Annotated in this window: 15 protein-coding genes and 1 pseudogene; 11 read left to right on the top strand and 5 right to left on the bottom strand. The window is 41.6% G+C overall.

Annotated features, from left to right (window positions below; all coding sequences use genetic code 11):
* The first annotated feature begins 227 nt into the window (after positions 1–227).
* From ACT3S9_RS09860 to ACT3S9_RS09835, 6 genes are all read left to right on the top strand, one after another.
* Positions 228–2,042, top strand: coding sequence for an ABC transporter ATP-binding protein (locus tag ACT3S9_RS09860; protein ID WP_192542164.1), 1,815 nt, complete (start codon positions 228–230; stop codon positions 2,040–2,042).
* Positions 2,043–3,794, top strand: coding sequence for an ABC transporter ATP-binding protein (locus tag ACT3S9_RS09855; RefSeq protein WP_192542165.1), 1,752 nt, complete (start codon positions 2,043–2,045; stop codon positions 3,792–3,794).
* 352 nt (positions 3,795–4,146) lie between these two features.
* Complete coding sequence (locus tag ACT3S9_RS09850) at positions 4,147–5,724, top strand: L-lactate permease (RefSeq protein ID WP_225736665.1); 1,578 nt, start codon at positions 4,147–4,149, stop codon at positions 5,722–5,724.
* A gap of 315 nt (positions 5,725–6,039) precedes the next feature.
* On the top strand, positions 6,040–6,549 hold the full coding sequence (locus ACT3S9_RS09845; protein ID WP_192542167.1) for a hypothetical protein: 510 nt from the start codon (positions 6,040–6,042) through the stop codon (positions 6,547–6,549).
* A gap of 200 nt (positions 6,550–6,749) precedes the next feature.
* Positions 6,750–8,288: a transposase gene (locus ACT3S9_RS09840; protein WP_193038569.1), complete on the top strand. Its 1,539-nt coding sequence runs from the start codon at positions 6,750–6,752 to the stop codon at positions 8,286–8,288.
* A gap of 230 nt (positions 8,289–8,518) precedes the next feature.
* Positions 8,519–8,845 carry a DUF7709 family protein gene (locus tag ACT3S9_RS09835; protein ID WP_192532262.1) on the top strand — a complete coding sequence of 109 codons (327 nt, stop codon included), beginning with the start codon at positions 8,519–8,521 and terminating at the stop codon, positions 8,843–8,845.
* Between the two features lie 68 nt (positions 8,846–8,913).
* Here the strand turns inward: ACT3S9_RS09835 and ltrA are convergent, their stop codons facing one another.
* Complete coding sequence (gene ltrA, locus ACT3S9_RS09830) at positions 8,914–10,269, bottom strand: group II intron reverse transcriptase/maturase (RefSeq protein ID WP_444750926.1); 1,356 nt, start codon at positions 10,267–10,269, stop codon at positions 8,914–8,916.
* A 759-nt stretch (positions 10,270–11,028) separates the two neighbouring features.
* Here ltrA and ACT3S9_RS09825 point away from each other — a divergent pair.
* Together ACT3S9_RS09825 and ACT3S9_RS09820 are read left to right on the top strand one after the other, a co-directional pair.
* Positions 11,029–11,409, top strand: a complete 381-nt coding sequence (locus ACT3S9_RS09825; protein ID WP_444750925.1) for a hypothetical protein — start codon at positions 11,029–11,031, stop codon at positions 11,407–11,409.
* Between the two features lie 97 nt (positions 11,410–11,506).
* The gene (locus tag ACT3S9_RS09820; protein ID WP_444750924.1) at positions 11,507–12,538 is read left to right on the top strand and encodes a DUF2157 domain-containing protein; all 1,032 of its coding nucleotides are present in this window, start codon (positions 11,507–11,509) and stop codon (positions 12,536–12,538) included.
* Between the two features lie 99 nt (positions 12,539–12,637).
* Here ACT3S9_RS09820 and ACT3S9_RS09815 read toward each other — a convergent pair whose 3' ends face one another.
* Positions 12,638–12,877 (bottom strand): hypothetical protein, encoded by a 240-nt coding sequence (locus tag ACT3S9_RS09815; RefSeq protein ID WP_444750923.1) that lies wholly within the window; start codon positions 12,875–12,877, stop codon positions 12,638–12,640.
* A 110-nt stretch (positions 12,878–12,987) separates the two neighbouring features.
* On the opposite strand from ACT3S9_RS09815, the gene tnpA reads away from it, so the two are divergent.
* From tnpA to tnpC, 3 genes are read left to right on the top strand one after another with little or no spacing between them, the layout of a single operon-like run.
* Positions 12,988–13,293, top strand: coding sequence for an IS66 family insertion sequence element accessory protein TnpA (gene tnpA, locus ACT3S9_RS09810; protein WP_301563154.1), 306 nt, complete (start codon positions 12,988–12,990; stop codon positions 13,291–13,293).
* Complete coding sequence (gene tnpB, locus ACT3S9_RS09805; protein ID WP_301563133.1) at positions 13,290–13,643, top strand: IS66 family insertion sequence element accessory protein TnpB; 354 nt, start codon at positions 13,290–13,292, stop codon at positions 13,641–13,643. The genes tnpA and tnpB overlap by 4 nt, the downstream gene beginning before the upstream one ends.
* A 39-nt stretch (positions 13,644–13,682) precedes the next feature.
* Positions 13,683–15,206 (top strand): IS66 family transposase, encoded by a 1,524-nt coding sequence (gene tnpC / locus ACT3S9_RS09800; protein WP_443489209.1) that lies wholly within the window; start codon positions 13,683–13,685, stop codon positions 15,204–15,206.
* A 21-nt stretch (positions 15,207–15,227) separates the two neighbouring features.
* On the opposite strand, the gene ACT3S9_RS09795 is transcribed toward tnpC, so the two are convergent.
* From ACT3S9_RS09795 to ACT3S9_RS09785, 3 genes and pseudogenes are all read right to left on the bottom strand, one after another.
* The gene (locus ACT3S9_RS09795) at positions 15,228–16,019 is read right to left on the bottom strand and encodes a transposase (RefSeq protein ID WP_444750922.1); all 792 of its coding nucleotides are present in this window, start codon (positions 16,017–16,019) and stop codon (positions 15,228–15,230) included.
* On the bottom strand, positions 16,016–16,513 hold the full coding sequence (locus ACT3S9_RS09790) for a hypothetical protein (protein ID WP_110957785.1): 498 nt from the start codon (positions 16,511–16,513) through the stop codon (positions 16,016–16,018). The genes ACT3S9_RS09795 and ACT3S9_RS09790 overlap by 4 nt, the downstream gene beginning before the upstream one ends.
* 34 nt (positions 16,514–16,547) lie before the next feature.
* Positions 16,548–17,509: pseudogene (locus tag ACT3S9_RS09785) on the bottom strand (IS110 family transposase).
* Between the last annotated feature and the right edge of the window lie 310 nt (positions 17,510–17,819).

The raw sequence follows: 17,819 nt of genomic DNA, 5'->3' as shown, positions 1-17,819 counted from the left end.
GATACGGGGAGATCTATTAGGTTTGCTACAGTAGGCTTAGCACTATTTTTAACTGGGATTAGATAAATCACAGTGTGGTAAAGTTGGCACGTTTATTTGGTATAAAACCATGATATTTAAAAAGCGAGGTTATCGGTAAGGTCATATTTACTTGGCAGGGCGATATTAATCACTATTTGGATTGCTTTATTAGGCCGATTTTTAAGCGCATTTAAAGGAGTAGGCATATGCGTGTTGAGTCGCATGAAACCAAGGAGAATCATAGTCCTTGGTCTATCATCTTTGCGATCTGTAGACCTTATAAGGGCAAGATGTTTATGGCTTTGAGCTTAATGGTGTTTGTCACCATCTTTGAGCTAGTGCCGGTGTATTTATTATTTCTTTCGATACAAGAGTTATTGAACCCTTTATCAGCCTCCGCCGAGCAATTACTGTGGATAGCTGCGGGCATAGGTGGCGCGATTGTATTAAAATCTGGGCTTTCTATAGGTGCTTATTACTTCAGCCATCAAGTAGCTTTTAAAGCGCTGACCGAAGTAAGAATGAAGCTCGTGACTCAGCTGGCAAACCTTCCGTTGACTTGGCTCAGCGCGCAAAACCCTGCCGTGTTAAAACAAAATATTTTGCAAGATGTGGAGCACATCGAGAACTTTATAGCGCATCAAAGTGTAGAGCTGTTCAATGCAGTACTTACACCTTTGGTGGTATTTACGGTGCTTGCCTTTATTGACTGGCGGCTTGCACTTTGCGCCGTGGCAGTAGTGCCTTTAGCATTTTTAGCCAGTGGTTTATTTATGCATAAAACGGCGGGTCAGTACGAACGTTTTAGCCAAGTATCTGAGGATTTAACCTCCACATTGAGCGACTACGTTAAAAACATGCCGTTGATGAAGCTTTATAATCTAGATAGCAAACGCTTTGCTGTTTTAAATCGAAAATTGGATCGATACCACCAACTGGTGCTGGAGCTTACCAGTCAAACCGTGCCAGGTTGGACGCTCTACACTGCATTGCTTGGCGCTTCTTTCGTATGCTTGTTACCTGCAGCGATTGGTTTGCACAGTGCTCAGGCCGTTAGCACTGAGCAGGTGATTTTGAGCATTTTGCTGGCGGTGGGCATGCTTAGTCCAATCATAAAAGTCAGTCGCTTTTTTATGGAAGCCAATGAGCTGTTAGCCGGTGTAAAGCGCATTACACCTATCTATTTAGCGCAACAGCCCAAATTAAATAACAGCCAGATACAAGTTGATACAAAGCATCCACTGATGCAGTTCTGTAGTGTGAATTTTGCTTATCAAAGCCATAAAGTTCTTAAGGGCGTACACTTTAAATTGGTACCCAATTCATTGAATGTGGTAGTGGGAGCGTCTGGCAATGGCAAATCCACACTGGCAATGCTGGCGTGTGGTTTGTTGTCGCCATCGTCGGGTAGAGTGCAGTTATACGGACAAGATGTGTCTTTATTAACTGATAGTGCGCGTACTCAGTTTATGAGTGTGGTTACACAAGAGTGTTATTTGTTTGAAGGCACATTGCGTGACAACATCTTGTTTGGCCGTTGTGGTATTAGCTCCGCAGCCCTTGACGATGCTATTGCCGCTGCTCAGCTTAAACTTTGGATCACGCAATTGCCCGATGGACTTGAAACACAGCTGCAAGCGCGTGGACAAAACTTATCAGGGGGAGAAAAACAGCGTATAGCCATCGCTCGTGCGCTGGTGAGCGGAACCCGCTTAGTAATTTTGGATGAAGCCGCAGCGGCAATGGACAATGTGACTCAGGCTAAGTTCTATCAGGCTATACAAGATCACTATCCAAATACCACTTTCTTAGTGATTACTCATAAGTATTTAGGCCTCGAAAATACCGGTCAGATCTTTGTCTTAAAAGATGGTCAAATTGCCTCACAAGGAACTCATGACGTACTGCTGGCGCGTTGTGAATATTACCTTCACAGTTGGCGATTACAACAAAATGATGGTGAGCAGCGAAGCACCGTGAAAGATCCGCCAGCTCTCCAACCGATTAACTACGAGATTTAAATGAACAGACAAGCATTATCAAGTATTGGCCGTGTGATAGGCCATGCCAGCGCCGGCAAATGGAGCTTTTATACGGGCGTTGCTTTTCGTGTGTTGGAGCGCTGCGTGGCGATTGTGCCGTTGCTGTTATGTTTTTACTGGCTACAGCAGCAGTTTCTAACGTCTTTATCATTCTTGTCTTGGCTATCAACCCCAATGGATTATTTATTAGTTTTAGGTGGCTGTTTTTTAGTGCAATTAGGGTGCGCTTATATTGGTCAATATCAGAGTTTTGTAGGAAGTTATCGTATAGTTCATGGTTATCGGATTAAATTGATTAACCATGTTAGGCAGCTGCCCCTTGGCCGCATGCAACGTACCCACAGTGGCGAGTTTTTAGAAATGCTCACCGAGGATATCAAAAAGATTGAGAGCATATTCTCGCATATTACGCCTGATTTGATTTCGACTTTGGTAGCACCTGTAATTGGTATGCTGGTGTTGCTTTTTATTAACCCCTTATATGCGCTTGGTACTTTGCTACTATTGCCTTTAGCATTTTGGGTGATGCAAGTCTCCAAACAAAAGTTTGTTCAAGTCGCCAGAGCCAAGCAGCATTCATATCGCCAAACTGGCAGTATGATCACTGATTATGTTGAAGCGTTAAAAACCCTCAAACTATATGGTCAAACACAGACATGGTTAGCCCGCGTAGCCACGCAATTAGAGCAAACAAAACAGCATAGTCTGCAAGTTGAGATGTGGGGGGCCGGTCCGGTTTTAACTTATCGAGTTGTGCTTAATATGGCGCTCACTGTATTTGTAATTATGTTGGCAATGAACTTGCCCGAGCATCGTTTTATAGGTATAGATTTTACGACCATATTGTTCGCGTTGTTGTTGGTAAAATTGCTCGAACCACTTTACGAAGTGGGTGAGTATCTCACCGTTTTGCGCATTGCTGTGCAGTCTGAGCACAAGCTAGAGTCTATTTTAAACGAGCCAGTGCTGGCAGAGCCTGTTAAGCCGAAAATACCAACAAGCTTTGACATAGAGCTGGAGTGCGTAGCGTTTAATCACGAGGATAAAAGGGTGATAGATAGCGTGAGTTTTTGTGTGAAACAAGGCACTTCAACGGCAATCGTGGGTGCGTCTGGAAGTGGCAAATCAACGTTATTAAATTTGTGTGCGCGATTTTTTGACCCAAACTCAGGCTGCGTGAAAATAGGGGGCCTTGACCTTAAAGAGATTGGCTCCAAAGGTATACATCAAGTGATCAGTATGGTGTTTCAAGATATTCAGTTGATAGATGCCAGCATTGTTGAAAACATTCGCATTGGTCGAGCTGGCGCCAGCGATGAAGAAGTGATGCAAGCGTGCCGATTATCTAGCTGTTTAGAATTTATCGACAAGCTGCCAGAGGGGATAAATACCCGAGTGGGTGACAGTGGCCTACTGCTATCCGGTGGCCAAAGACAGCGTATTGCTATTGCCAGAGCGTTGTTAAAAGATGCGCCCATCGTGTTGCTCGATGAAGCTACAGCATCTCTTGATCCAATCACCCAAGCTGAGGTTGTGAGCGCAATGAATAACCTTTTACAAAACCGTACTGTGATCACTATTGCCCATCGCCTTTCGAGTATTGTGGACGCTGACAACATCATTGTACTTGAGCAAGGTAAAGTAGTGGAGTCGGGCAGTCACCGTTGCTTGCTATCGCTTGGTGGGCATTACACACACCTCTGGCACGCACAGTCTATGCAAGTGGCGTAAAGGGATAAGCAAAAAATACTTTGTTGTTAGCTGGTCTTAATGTATTTCTCTTAAGCGCAGCGTCTCAGAACCTCTTGGTGAATAATGCACTTAAACTTTTTGCGCAAAGAGCAATGAATGAGAAGTAAATGAGGGATAATCTAAATAATAAAATTATTTTTAATTGGCAGTGCCAACTTAGCCTTAATGGCATATTTTTATTAAGATGCCAGTAAAAAACGGCTCTGGTTCTGAAATTGGTGTACGCTGGTCTTATTCGCTATTCATGAACTGCGCTTTAAACTGTTTAATTTTTGCTTAGAGCTGATTAATTGCTGACAGTAAATAGCTCGATATCACTAAGGATGTGTTGATGAGTACCGTGATAGCCGCTTTGCCGATTATTATTTTAATTTGGTTAATGACTAAGCGTGATCCGCTTCCTTCATATATTGCGCTGCCAGCCATGGCGTTATTAACTGGGTTTTTACAGCTAGTTTATTTTCGTGCTGATTGGCAATTAGTCGCCGCCAATTCGCTTGCTGGTGGTTTATCGGTTGCTACGCCTATTTCTATTATTGCCGGCGCTATTTTGCTCAATAGGCTGTTAGCTATTTCTGGTGCTGAAGCAACGATTAAAAGCTGGTTAGAATCAATAAGCAGTAATCCTGTTGCGCAACTAATGATCATCGGTTGGGCGTTTGCCTTTATGATTGAAGGTGCCTCTGGATTTGGCACACCAGCTGCAATTGCTGCTCCTTTATTAGTTGGTCTAGGTTTTGCGCCGCTTAAAGTCGTGGTGTTTACGTTGATATTAAACTCTGTGCCTGTGTCGTTTGGTGCTGTGGGTACTCCCACATGGTTTGGTTTTTCGAGTTTAAATTTAGTACCAGAGCAAATACTGGCTATATCACAATGGACTGCGTTATGTCATGTTGTTGCGGCAATGGTCATTGTGCCCATTGCCTTGCGGTTTGTGTTATCTGCAGAGGTGATCCGTCGCAATGGGATCTATATTTACTTAAGCATTTTTTCCTGCGTGTTACCTTATTGGTGGATAGCGCAATGGAATTACGAATTTCCCTCTTTACTTGGTGGCGCTATCGGCCTAGTGCTGAGCGTTGTGTTTGCTAAATTTAATATTGGTTTAAGCACCGCAGACAAACAGATAACGCACAGCGTGAACATTTCGTGCAAAACACTGCTTATTGCGTTATCGCCATTATTGTTACTGATGATTGTTTTGTTGCTTACGCGAATTCAGCAGTTAGGCATTAAAGACTGGTTAAATAACGACAGTGCCTGGTTAGCGGCCGATTTGAGTTTTGCGCAAGTTCAACTTAGTGCAGCCTTAATAATCTCACTGCAAGATATTTTTGCCACCGGGGTTAGCTGGTCGTATAAAACGCTATATGTACCTGCCATTATTCCGTTTGTACTCGTGGTGGCGGTGTGTTTGCCGTTATTAAAAATGAATGCTAAACAAGTTAAACAAATGTGCAACGAAACAGCGCAACGAATCGCTTTACCTTGTGTTTCGTTACTGGGCGCATTGATCATGGTTAACTTTATGATGCTAGGTGAACACAACGCACCAATTTTTTATATGGCACAATCGTTTGCGCAACTGAGTGGCGAGAATTGGACCTTGTTTGCGGCTTTCCTCGGTGCTTTAGGAACATTTTTTTCCGGCTCAGCAACGGTCTCTAATCTAACTTTTGCTGGTATTCAATACAGCATAGCGCAGCAGGTTGGCTTACCGACTACATTAATACTTGCACTACAGTCCGTTGGTGCAGCAATGGGTAATATGGTCTGTATAAGTAATATTATCGCGGTGGCAAGTATTGTTGGTTTAAATAACCAAGAAGGCGTGGTGATCAAAAAAACAGTGCTGCCGATGCTGATTTATGCTGCAATTATTGGCATATTTAGTTATGTGTTTTTTTAATGCCTGTTAACCTGCTCGTGTCATGCTAATGATGCTTTTCGGTAGCTGTAGGGTAAATTTTGATATTGACAAAGTATAACAGCTAATTGAGCGGCCAAACGTTGATTGCGCACATATTCAAGGATATAAGCGACGCGCGTATATTGTTCTATTTAGCTTTGCTTAAAGATAATAGAAAACTTAGTGATAGTAATATATTAGCTAATTTGTTAAAACTATATAAAGTAAAAAATGAGTGTGGTCGGAGCAGAAAGATCCGCCCTTCGCGCACTATAAAATTGTTAGGTGTCAGTCACGTGAAAGATAGAGGTTGTTTTGAAAATTGACTATGACGTGAATCTATATAAAAAAATTGCAAACTTTAGTGTAAATGAAGTAGTGCAGGTATCGAATAGAAAGGGAAGAAGAAGCACTATCCATATCACTAATATTACAAAGCTCTCATGGCAAGACCTTCAATTACTAGTATCCGCTGGTTCGGATAGATTCAGTAAAATGGTATTTATCTACCGAGAGTATTCTAGTAAGCAGCAAGTTTCAGAGTCAGTTATTAGAGGTAAGCCTCTTTCTGAAAATGAGTCCAAGGAAATTAATGAATACATAAAGATATTCCGTGAGTATAATTGCACAAAGCATCATGAGGTTAACGAAATCATAGCTCAAAGTGGAAGGTGGGATAACTTTAAAACTATTCGCTCTTTAAATGATCATGGTGAACATAAGGAAATAGAAGGCATACAGCCGCAATACTTTGAAATTGTATGCAATATTCTTAAAATATCTGGCGAGAAAGGGCTGCCACTTGATGGGTATAAAAAGTATTAAAGCACCTAACAAGGCAATGAAAAACGCCCACAAAAAACGTGGGCTGGACTCGCTAACGCTCGCCTTTTATTGAGGCGTTGAGGTTGTAGAATTACTCTTTTTAGGAACTGGTTCTACACATTTCACTTGATTGTTTTTTAACCTTGAACCCACAGGGTTACTGTGATCTAATAGATATTATTCACCCACGGTAAATTGTTATGGCCAACTATAAGCCTGACTTATCCTGCCAAAATAAATTCATTCCAATCAATTTTGCTGAGCAAATATTGCCAGGTACATTTGAGTATGCGCTTTGTTATATTGTCGAAAATAAACTCGATTTGTCGGGCTTTGACGCGTGGTATAACAATGATAAAACGGGCGCGGCGGCGTATCCACCTTCAGTGATGCTAAAGATTATTTTGCTCGGCTATGCACATGGTTTGATCAGCAGCCGCCGTATTGCTAAGGCGTGTGAGACGAATATTTTGTTCATGAGTGTGTCGGGTGATATTCAACCTCATTACACATCGGTAGCGGGATTCGTGGCCAAAATGCACGAACAGATTGAACCGCTGTTTACGCAAGTACTGATGATATGCGACGAAGAAGGCTTGATAGGTCGCAACATGTTTGCCATTGATGGATGCAAATTGAAATCGAATGCGAGTAAAGAATGGAGCGGCACATTCGATGAGCTAGGGCGTAAAAAAGCAAAACTAGAACGCGCGAGTAAACGTATTATCGAACGTCACCAATCACAAGATAGCCTGAGCGAAGAGTTGATAACACAGGATTTAAAGCAAAAAGAAAAGCTGGATAAAAGTGCAGATAAAATCACGGAGTTCTTAGCGACCCACGAGGAAAAAACGGGCAGCAAAGGCAAGCCCATTAAAAGTAATATTACCGACCCCGATAGCGCGAAAATGACCACGTCAAAAGGCACAATCCAAGGCTACAATGGGATAGCGATAAATGACGATAAACATCAAATTATACTGCAAGCACAGGCATGGGGCTCGGTGGGTGAGCAACAAACCTTGCAGCCAGCAGTTAAGCAATTAAAGCAGCAGCTTGATAAATTGAATACCGACAAATCAACAGACGAACAAACGATTAAGTTCACCGCAGACAGTGGGTTTAATAGCGAAGCGAATCTTGAATACATGGCGAAAAGTGGCTTTGATACTTACATTGCGGATAACCAATTTAGAAAACGAAACCCGTTATTTAAAGACAGCGAAACATACGAAACAGAGCAAGAAAAACGCCGACTAAAACGCAGTAAAGGTAAGCCACGCTTATTTACTTCAGAGGACTTCCATTATGATGAAACGACACAAACCTGCCGCTGTCCCGCAGGCAATGACATGTGGCGAAGTGGTATCAATGTAAAAAGCCACAACCAAAAATACACGCGATTCTGCGGTTACTTAAAAGATTGCAAAGTATGCCCACTGCAACAGCAATGCATGCGACAGCCACCGACAAAAACAGGGCGGCAAGTACAGTTTAAAAATGATGAATCGCGTAAACAGCTCAGCTATATCGACAAAATGAAGGCCAAAATAGACAGCCCAATGGGACGACGACAGTACAGTAAAAGACTCGGCTGTATAGAGCCAGTGTTCGGGAATATTACTGTCAATAAAGGCATGAATAAGTTGACCTTACGTGGACAAACGAAAGTGAATGCGCAATGGCAGTTGTATTGCCTTGTTCATAATCTAGAAAAGCTGAGAAACACGATGCATTAATTAGCGTAAGCCCTTATCACCTCAAATAATCCACTCAAACACCTGTGATACCTTCCAAAACGCCCATTAAAGCAACAGCAAATCCTCTTTTATATTTTACGTAAAATCGAAGTAACCGATTGAATCAAAATAGGAACTCGGCTATGGTTAATGCATCAATAAAAATAAATTAAAAACGAGTTATTCTACAGGCTCGTTAGCGATTACGAAAATTATTGAAGGAGATCGAGATGTCCGAAGGTTCACCAGAAAATATCGAGCAACTTGGTTCGATCAATAAAAAGATCGTGGCCGAAGGAGAAGAGCTTCCCGCAGTCACCCTTAAAGATGGAAGTAAGGTACAAACAGGTACGGTTGCCACGATGCTCCGCAACGTCGCTTTATACAACGCAGGTGAGCGTGGCGAGGTAGAAGAGCAGCTGAAGATCGCAGTACCGACCTTGATTAAAGTTGGATTGTTTGAGCTATTCTCCGTTGATGAATGGATTAACGGTCAAAATCCTGGGCGTAGTTTAGTTGGCCTGTACGCTAAAGAATACCTTGGCAAACAAAGCTAATCGGGTAGCCGGAGGTCTCTAACCTCCAGCCCCCACACCACCCATCATGCGGGTCCGCAATGGGCGGTTCATCTCCCGTAATGAATGTTGATCCAAATATCCCTCAATGACACTAAACCTTGTGAAGCTAAGTAGTTATTGCCTAGCGCAATGTTAATACCTTTTGTTTTTGAGCTTCTACAAGGGCCTTTACTGGTGATACCACAGGCTATGGCGAGTCGTTCGCTAACACCCAATTTCATTAAACTGCGTACTTTGGTGCGAGGTTTACGCCATTGCCGCCAGTAGCACATTCTTATCCTACGTCGGATCCAATGATCTAAATCCACCGTTAGCTGATAAGCGTTGGCTATCAGGTAGTAGTGTCCCCAGCCGCGCAAATACTGCGTGAGTTTATGAATTTGTAGGGTCATTGAGATCCCCCAGTTGCGGTTAGTGAGTTCCCTGACATTTGCTTTGAATTTCTTTAGCGCCTGTTCGTGGATCTGCACTTGACCGTAACGGAATGTGAACCCGAGAAATTTTGAGCCTGATACTGGACCCACTCGACTTTTCGATTCGTTCACTTTGAGCTTTAATCGCTTAGTGATGAACGCAGTAATTTCCCGCTGGATTATTAATCCTTCGCTTTTCGTTTTTACTAAAATGATTATGTCATCAGCGTAACGTGCAAACTTAAGGTGTTTGTAGGTTAGCTTCTTATCTAATTCATCGAGTAAGATGTTGGAAAGCAAAGGGGATAATGGCCCACCTTGAGGGACTCCTTTGGTTGACTCAAACCACAGACCTGTTTCGCGCTCTGCGATCCCCGCTCGTAAGTATTTACCGAGTAGGCGCATGAGTGCTTTGTCTTTGACTTTACGGCTAACACGATTCATCAGCATGTCATGGTTTACTTCATCAAAGAACTTAGACAAGTCGATATCAACCGCTGTTTTATAACCTTGTTTAACACAAGACTGAACATGGTTCACTGCTTGACTGGCTCTTTTATGAGGGCGATAACCATAACTATGTGGTGAAAATTGAGGCTCAAAGTAAGGGCTGATCACTTGAGCAATGGCTTGTTGGATCACTCTGTCGATAACAGCAGGGATCCCAAGCATTCGCTCACCGCCATCAGGTTTGGGTATCATCACGCGTTTGACTGGCAAGGGTTGATAAGTGCCGTTAAGTAATTGTTGTTTAATACCCAGCCAATGTAACTTAGCGAAGTCATTAAATTCCTCAATACTCATATTATCAATACCCGCAGCCCCTTTATTGCGCTTAACATGTTGCCATGCTGCACCAATATTGTGGTTGCTCAGTACCCTTGCCATCAGGTCACGATCTGTTTTGTTGTATTCATTCGAGGTATTATTCACAGTCGAACGCTGTTCATCACTATCACAACACGGTGATCTATGTGAATTCAAGTTCATTTGTAGTATCTCCTCTGGTTAAGATGTTCAGGCCTTCACCGTGTCCCCTCCATTACGATGGGCGTTTGGCTACTATGCCGTCTGCTGACTTCTGATAAATCACTCTAGCGATTACTCGATAAAGCGCGTCGAAACTAATGCTTGTTTACTGCTATTTCGCTCGCTGTAGGTCGCAGCAACCAAAGCGCCAAGGGTTGAACAACCAGTCCCTAACTGGTAATCTCCAAGCGTTAGCGCGGATGCGTGTTTATCAGATCTCCCCGAATAAGGTGCATCGACTTTCTCTGCACAACTGCATCATTTACGGTGGCCGTTAGATCACATGACTTCGCTATCTTGTGCTAGCTCGTCTCCAGCCTACGCCTCATATGATGTTTTTGTTCATCAGCTCACAGATTTGCTAGCGGCTTCCTCTAGACTATCTCTCGCGATTTAGCCCTTGCCATTCGCTAGTAGTTATCGTTTAATAACAGTGTGTTATTTAAACGGTGATCTTCCTACAGAGGACTTTCACCTCATAAGTCAATGCCCATGTCGGGCGTACACAAGTCATTTCAGCAGGACAAAAAACAGCTGGTTTTTGCTCGTGCCTCGCTAATTTTAACCAGCTATTTTATTGCCTCTGAATGAGGCGTTAGGGATAAGGTGCAAACTTTGAGTAATGTAATAAAATTTAGCTATATAATTGTGATAATTTGGTTGATATCTTCATGTTCTTCTCAGATTTCCACAGAAAACTCATTAATTACGACTATTTATATGGCTGAAGAGTCAGAGTTGAATAAAGATCTACAAACAGTAGTTGAAGGACTTGAAAATTATTCAATCATTTTTGAATCTCCTTCTGAAGCTATTGTTAATTATGACCCAAGTAATATATTAATGGGAAGCGCCAGTGTCCGTGTTGATTTTATCGTTGCTACGGGGTTAACTATGTCCCAAAAAAAATTCAAGGGTATAGAACTTGTTTATAGGGATATCACTCCATTTTTCAGTCAGGATACGACATTTAGTGGTGCAGATATTATTGATAGAATTAAGAATTCATTTAATGACTATATGGATTTTAAAGGTGTTATTTATAAAAAAGTAGCACGATCTTCTACAAATATCCCGAACAAGCCAATCAAACAGGACTAAAACAGTTGGCCGCAGCTCGTGCCTCGCTGATTTTAGCCAACAATTTTTAGCCTCTTAATGAGGCGTTTTAGATGCTCATAATAGAAAGGAGTCTTGATTGAACTTTACTAGGAAAAACCTTGAAGCCGCTGTAAATGAAAATATTCTTTCATTTGAGCAGTCTGAGAAATTAATCGAATTTTTAAACAAGCAACCAAATACAGCGCCTAAGTTTGATTTCACACACGTTCTTTATTACATAGGAGGAATGATTGCCATCGGAGCAATGACTCTTTTTATGAATTTAGGGTGGGAGTCGTTCGGTGGAGTAGGTATTGTTTTTATCTCTTTGTTTTATAGTTCAGTTGGTTTGAAACTTACCAATATCTTTAAGTCCAAAGAGTTATCTATCCCTGCAGGAATATGTGGAACTTTTGTAATAGCATTAACACCGTTAGCGGTTTATGGGTTGCAGCATGCTCTAGGTGTTTGGCCTGATGATAGTGTTTACCGTGAATACCATCGATATATCAAATGGCATTGGCTTTACATGGAATTAAGTACGCTAGCAGTAGGAGTTATTATTGCTTGGAAATATAAATATCCGTTCTTAATTATGCCAATTGCAGTAACTCTTTGGTATTTAACTATGGATGTTGCGGTCATGATTAATGGTGGAGATTATAGCTGGGAGCTCAGACAAATAGTTTCTATGTATTCTGGGCTTCTCATGATCGCTTTAGCTTTTTGGGTTGATATTAGATCTCACAATAAAGCTGATTATTCATTTTGGATATATCTCTTTGGCGTAATTGCATTTTGGGGAGGAATGTCTTTCCAATACTCTGATAGCGAATTATCTAAGTTTATCTATTTTACGATCAATCTATTTATGATTTTTACTGGAGTTCTAATTGTCAGAAGAGTATTTGTTATCTTTGGCGCAATAGGTTGTTCTGGTTATATAGGTTATTTAGCCTCCGATATTTTTAAGGATAGCTGGTTATTCCCGATAACTTTAACGCTGCTTGGTTTGTTCGTTATCTTTTTAGGAGTTCTTTGGCAAAAAAATGAATTAATAATAACCACCAAAGCAAGAAGTTTTTTGCCAAAAGCGCTACGTGAATTATTAGAATCTAAGCATGCGTAATCGCATCTAACAAGTGACTATGGTGTCAATTCCTAATTTAAAACCAATTTAGGGTCTCACATGACGGTGTTTGTCAAACTAGTTGTCGCGATCACTACGTTATGCACTCTCAGCCTTGACACTATTTTGTTCAGGGTTTAAGTACACTTCTTTTGGTAAATCCCAATTACGGATATTACCGCTCCAGCGCTCAGGGTGAGCATCTTTAGCACCTTGATAAACTTCTTTTCTATTAGCCAATATGTCACCCGCTAATCCTGAATGCCTTTGATGTGGGCTGACGTATTTGATGCCACTATGTTTGTGGTTAAAATTATACCAGTGGCTAAATTTCAACACCCAACTACGCGCCTCATCAATTGTTGAAAAGTAAGCGCGTAATTAGCCCCACATACCAATGTTAATGGCACCTATGCATAATTTACTCAGCATATTAACCTGAGGTAATTATGAATAAACAGCAAAAAATAAAACACTGGCAAGGCATTTTTGAGCAGCAAAAATCGAGTGGTTTAGCCATCATTCAATTTTGTCGTGATAACAACATTAACGCATCGACTTTCTATGTTTGGCGTAAACGCCTTTCTGACGAAACGGTAAGGGTTAAAAAGCAACAGGTGATCCCGTTTGTTATTCATGAGCAAGCCTTTACGCAACCTTCAATCATTAAACTCACCACACCAAACGGCTATCAAATAGACTTCGAGTCGACATTAGCTAACCAAACGCTAGCCAAATTATTGAGCGTACTGTGACACCTTGCACACACCAAGTTTACTTGGTCACGGGGTTCACCGACATGCGCAAATCAATCAATGGCCTAAGTATTATTGTCAGCGATACCCTATCTCTCGATCCTTTAAGCCAAGCGTGGTTCGTTTTTTGTAATAAACAACGCGATAAATTAAAGATTTTATTTTGGGATACCAACGGTTTTTGGCTCTATTATCGTCGTTTAGAACAAGGACGATTTCAGTGGCCAAAACAGACTAATGAACACACGGCTATGGGCATCGAGCAACGCCAATTACAGTGGTTGCTATCAGGGTTACCGGTCAGTAATCAAACACGGCACCCGACTTTATCGGGGTTATCGGTGATGTAAATTAATCAGATCGTTTTTTTTACTTGAACGATCTTTCCCATGTGTCATGCTATTAAAATGCCAGACACTATTCTCATCACCGAACTACAAAATCAGCTTGCACTTATGCAGGCTAAGCTTGATGCTTTACAAGAAGATAAGGTTGAAATGCAATCGCGGATTGACCACTTGCTTGCTGAGCTTAAGTTAAGTAAATCCCAAAAATACGGTAAAAAAAGTGAAAAAGCCCCACGGGGCACCTTCAATGAAGCGGAGCAGCATAAAACGACTGAGCCGCCTAAACACCATAAGAAAGGCAAACAAACGCTGGCTGAGCACTTTGAACGAGAAGAGGTTGAGCACACCTTAACCGAGTTAACGTGTCAGTGTTGCGGTGAGCAACTACATCAATGTGGTAGTGAAGACAGCGAACAAGTTAAAATTATTCCGGCGAAAGTCAGCGTCATTAAGCACAAACAATTTAAATATGCTTGCAGACATTGCGAGCATGAACAATTGACCAGTAAAATCATCACCGCGCCTAAACCTAAACAACCGATACCGGGGAGTATTGCCAGTCCCGAGGCATTAGCGGCGGTTGTGACAGGCAAATACTGCGATGCCTTACCGCTTTATCGTTTCGTTGAAATACTGGGCCGTGGCGGCCTTGAACTATCGCGCGGAACATTAGCTAATTGGTGTATTAAAGCGGGCCTGCTAATCAGCCCCTTAGTGGCAGCCATGCAACGTCACTTGCTTAATGAGCACAGTTTATGTGCCGATGAAACCCGTACACAAGTCTTAGATGAAGGTGACAATCCTAGCAGCAATTCCTACATGTGGGTTTATCGCAGCAATGAGGTTAGCCATGAGCCTGTCGTGATTTACGATTACCAAGCAGGTCGAAGTCGCGCTTGCGCAAAAGAATTTCTTGCCGGTTATCAAGGCTATTTACAGTGCGACGGTTACCGTGTTTATGACGGTATTGAAGGCATTACCCCTGTTGGTTGTTGGGCACACGCTAGACGCAAATATAACGATGCCTTAAAAGCAGAGTCGAAAAACAAAGGTCGAGCGCATAAAGCCATCAGCTTTATCAGCCAATTATATAAACTGGAAACCCAGGCTAAAAACAAACAGTTATCCCCTCAAGCGCGGTATCAGTTACGACAAGAAAAAGCCTTACCCATATTAATGCACTTTAAAGCGTGGCTTGATGAAGCCGAAGGTAAAGTAACGGCGGGGAGTTATATTGGCAAAGCGATAAAATACACGCTTAATCAATGGCCGAAATTAATGCGATATAGTGAAGATGGCGAACTAGGGATTGATAATAATATTACTGAGCGAGATATTCGGCCGTTTACCACTGGTAGGAAAAACTGGCTATTCTCAAAGTCAATTAATGGTGCCCAAGCAAGCGCCACACTCTATAGTATTGTGATGACGTGTCGTGCCAATGACATCAATCCTTATAACTACTTTGTGCATTTATTTAAAACGTTGCCGAATCGAGATGAGGGTGATGATGATTTTACCGACCTAATGCCGTGGAATGTGCAGCTAGACTTCGATTATAGCTAAGCGCACTGCTTAAATGCGCGCTTACGTTGAAAACCCTTTATACGGATAGTCAGGGCGATATTTACACGTTTTAAATATCGACTCAGCATAAGCATTATCATTGCTCACCCTAGGACGATTAAAAGACGACACGACACCTAAACTATAAAGTGTTTCAAGCATTGATGAGCCTTTCATTGGGCTTCCAATATCCGAATGTAGTACCAGAGGATTATCTTTAACTCCTTCTTTTAAATGAGCTTTCTTAATTAATATTGATGCATTTTCTGCTGATTCGTCATCATGAATTTCCCATCCAACAATCTTTCGACTAAATATATCGAGTATCAAATATAAATAAAAATGCAGCCCTTTAGCGGGGCCTGGTAACCAAGTAATATCCCAACACCACACTTGGTTTGGCCCTGTAGCACAGTGTGTCGTCGGTACTTTTCTCTCTTTTATCTGACTACGTCCGCGAGCGTTTTGCTGTTTTTCTTCATGAAGAACACGATAATATGTTGATTCAGAAGCAAGATAAATACCCTCATCTGCTAATGTAGGGACGATTTGGCTTGGTGGTAAGCTCTTAAAATCATCGCTATTAACGATGGCTAATATGTTATCTCTCTCTGCTTTTGATAGCTTATTTTTTGGCTCAGGGCGCTGAGATATTGGTCTACCATCTGTTTTTATGTTCCCGTCAACAGTCCAACGTTGATACGTCCGGACACTGATCCCAAGTTCACGGCAAGCTTTAAACTTTGGCGCACCAGAACTCACAGCTTCATTAACTAGTTTAACTGCTTGAATGCGAGCTGAGTCGAGGATCATTCGTCCTCGGCTTCCCCCCAGATCGCATTTGCTTTTTTTCTTAACACCAATAGTGCTGCGGTTTCAGCGAGTGCCTTATCTTTTCGACGTAGCTCCTTTTCTAATTGATTGATCTGTTTTTTATCTTTCTTTGTTTCGGTGGAGAAGGCTTTTTCTTGCTCTTTAACGTTAGCGTTTGCATCTATACACGCATTTCGCCAAGCCGATACTTGTTCCACATAAAGACCTTTGCCTCGGCAATATTCCGCTAACTCAGCTTGATTTAAAGAGGCTGTTTCCAACACGACTGAGAATTTATTTGCTGATGACCACTGCTCAGCATTCTTTCCATCACCTGGCACTAAATGCCCCTTATCAATTGCTTGTTTTCGCCAATTATACAAGGTTGATTCACCAATCCCCATCTCGATTGATAATTGGGCTATTGCTATATTATTTGGAGGCATCATCTTCTGAAGAGCCGACTCTTTGCTTTGCGCTGAATAATGTTTCATTGTTACTCCACGCCCTCTGTTTAATGGTTGAATATTAAGCGCGACAACTAGTCTGACAGAGAGGGATGACACCATCTCGCACCATTGAATTTATGATCATTACCAGCTTTCGTATACACGCAATAATGGCTACTTTATTTAGGCTTTCCTGTTTTGAGCATGCGTTAATAAATGTCTTTAAATTTAGAGTTGCACTGAATGGCTGACATCATCGCCATATACATGGCCGTTCTTATTTTAGGTCGGTCATCACGTATCATTCGCTTACCTTGATACACGCCACTTTCACGATTAAATGGGGCTACATCCACTAAAGAAGCTGCCTCTTTGTTGTTTACATAACCTAACTCAGGCATGTCGCTAAACAAGTTAAATGCGACCACATTGCCAACACCATGCATACTTTGGATAATGGCACTTTTTGCTTCGTATTCGTCACACTCTTTAATGAGTTTTTGTAGTTTTAAATCGACTTTATCTATTTGGTTTTTCAGTGCAGTTAAGATAGATTTTATGAGTGACGATAGTTTTTTGGCATTATTTGAGAGCGATTTTTCTCCATCGTTTGCATATTCATTAACTGGCGTTTTCTCGATAGTAAATCGCTCATCAAGCGCATTTTTTCTGGCTTTAAAGAAGGTAAAGGTGGTTTAATCCCTTCTTTAAAGTGAGCGATAAGTTGTGCATCAAGTTTATCAGTTTTTGCTTTTTGGCCGATAGTTTCTGCGAAGCGTTTTATGTTCACGGGATTAGCAACAACGAAGGGAATATTTGCCTCAGCGCAGGCTATAATAAAAGGCTGTTCAACACGTTCAGTCGCCTCAATAGTGACGCGCGTTACTGGGTGTTTTTTAAAATTTGAATGGCGTGTTTAATGCCACTTTGATTGTTTTCTACAGTAAAATAAATGTCTAAAGGCCTGATATAAATATCGAGTTGTTCTTTACTTGTATCGACACCGGCGTTTATTTCATTTTGATTATCAAGTGTTTTCATAATAAGCTGACTCTGCCTTGCTATTCGGGCTCGAGGCCCCGTTGACTATCCGAGTTTAATGCTTGGAGTTTATACCGCATTTTAACTTGTTACCGGTCTCTCAATAGAGGAGTTTGCGCTCAATCGAACTACTGTATAAAAGGCTTTGGTTGCAGGCAAAGTTTGGGCCTCACATTACCTGAACTAGGTTAGAATAATAATTAATTTATGGGTTTATTATCCATACAAGTTGCTTGAAAGGATAAAGAACAGTTGGCTTTTGCTCCTTCGTCGTTATTTTAGGCAACAATTTTTTGCCGCTTAGCAAGGC

The sequence above is a fragment of the Pseudoalteromonas sp. AOP31-A2-14 genome, assembly GCF_052378035.1.
Taxonomy (GTDB): Bacteria; Pseudomonadota; Gammaproteobacteria; order Enterobacterales; family Alteromonadaceae; genus Pseudoalteromonas.
This window is presented reverse-complemented; position numbering and strand designations above follow the sequence as displayed.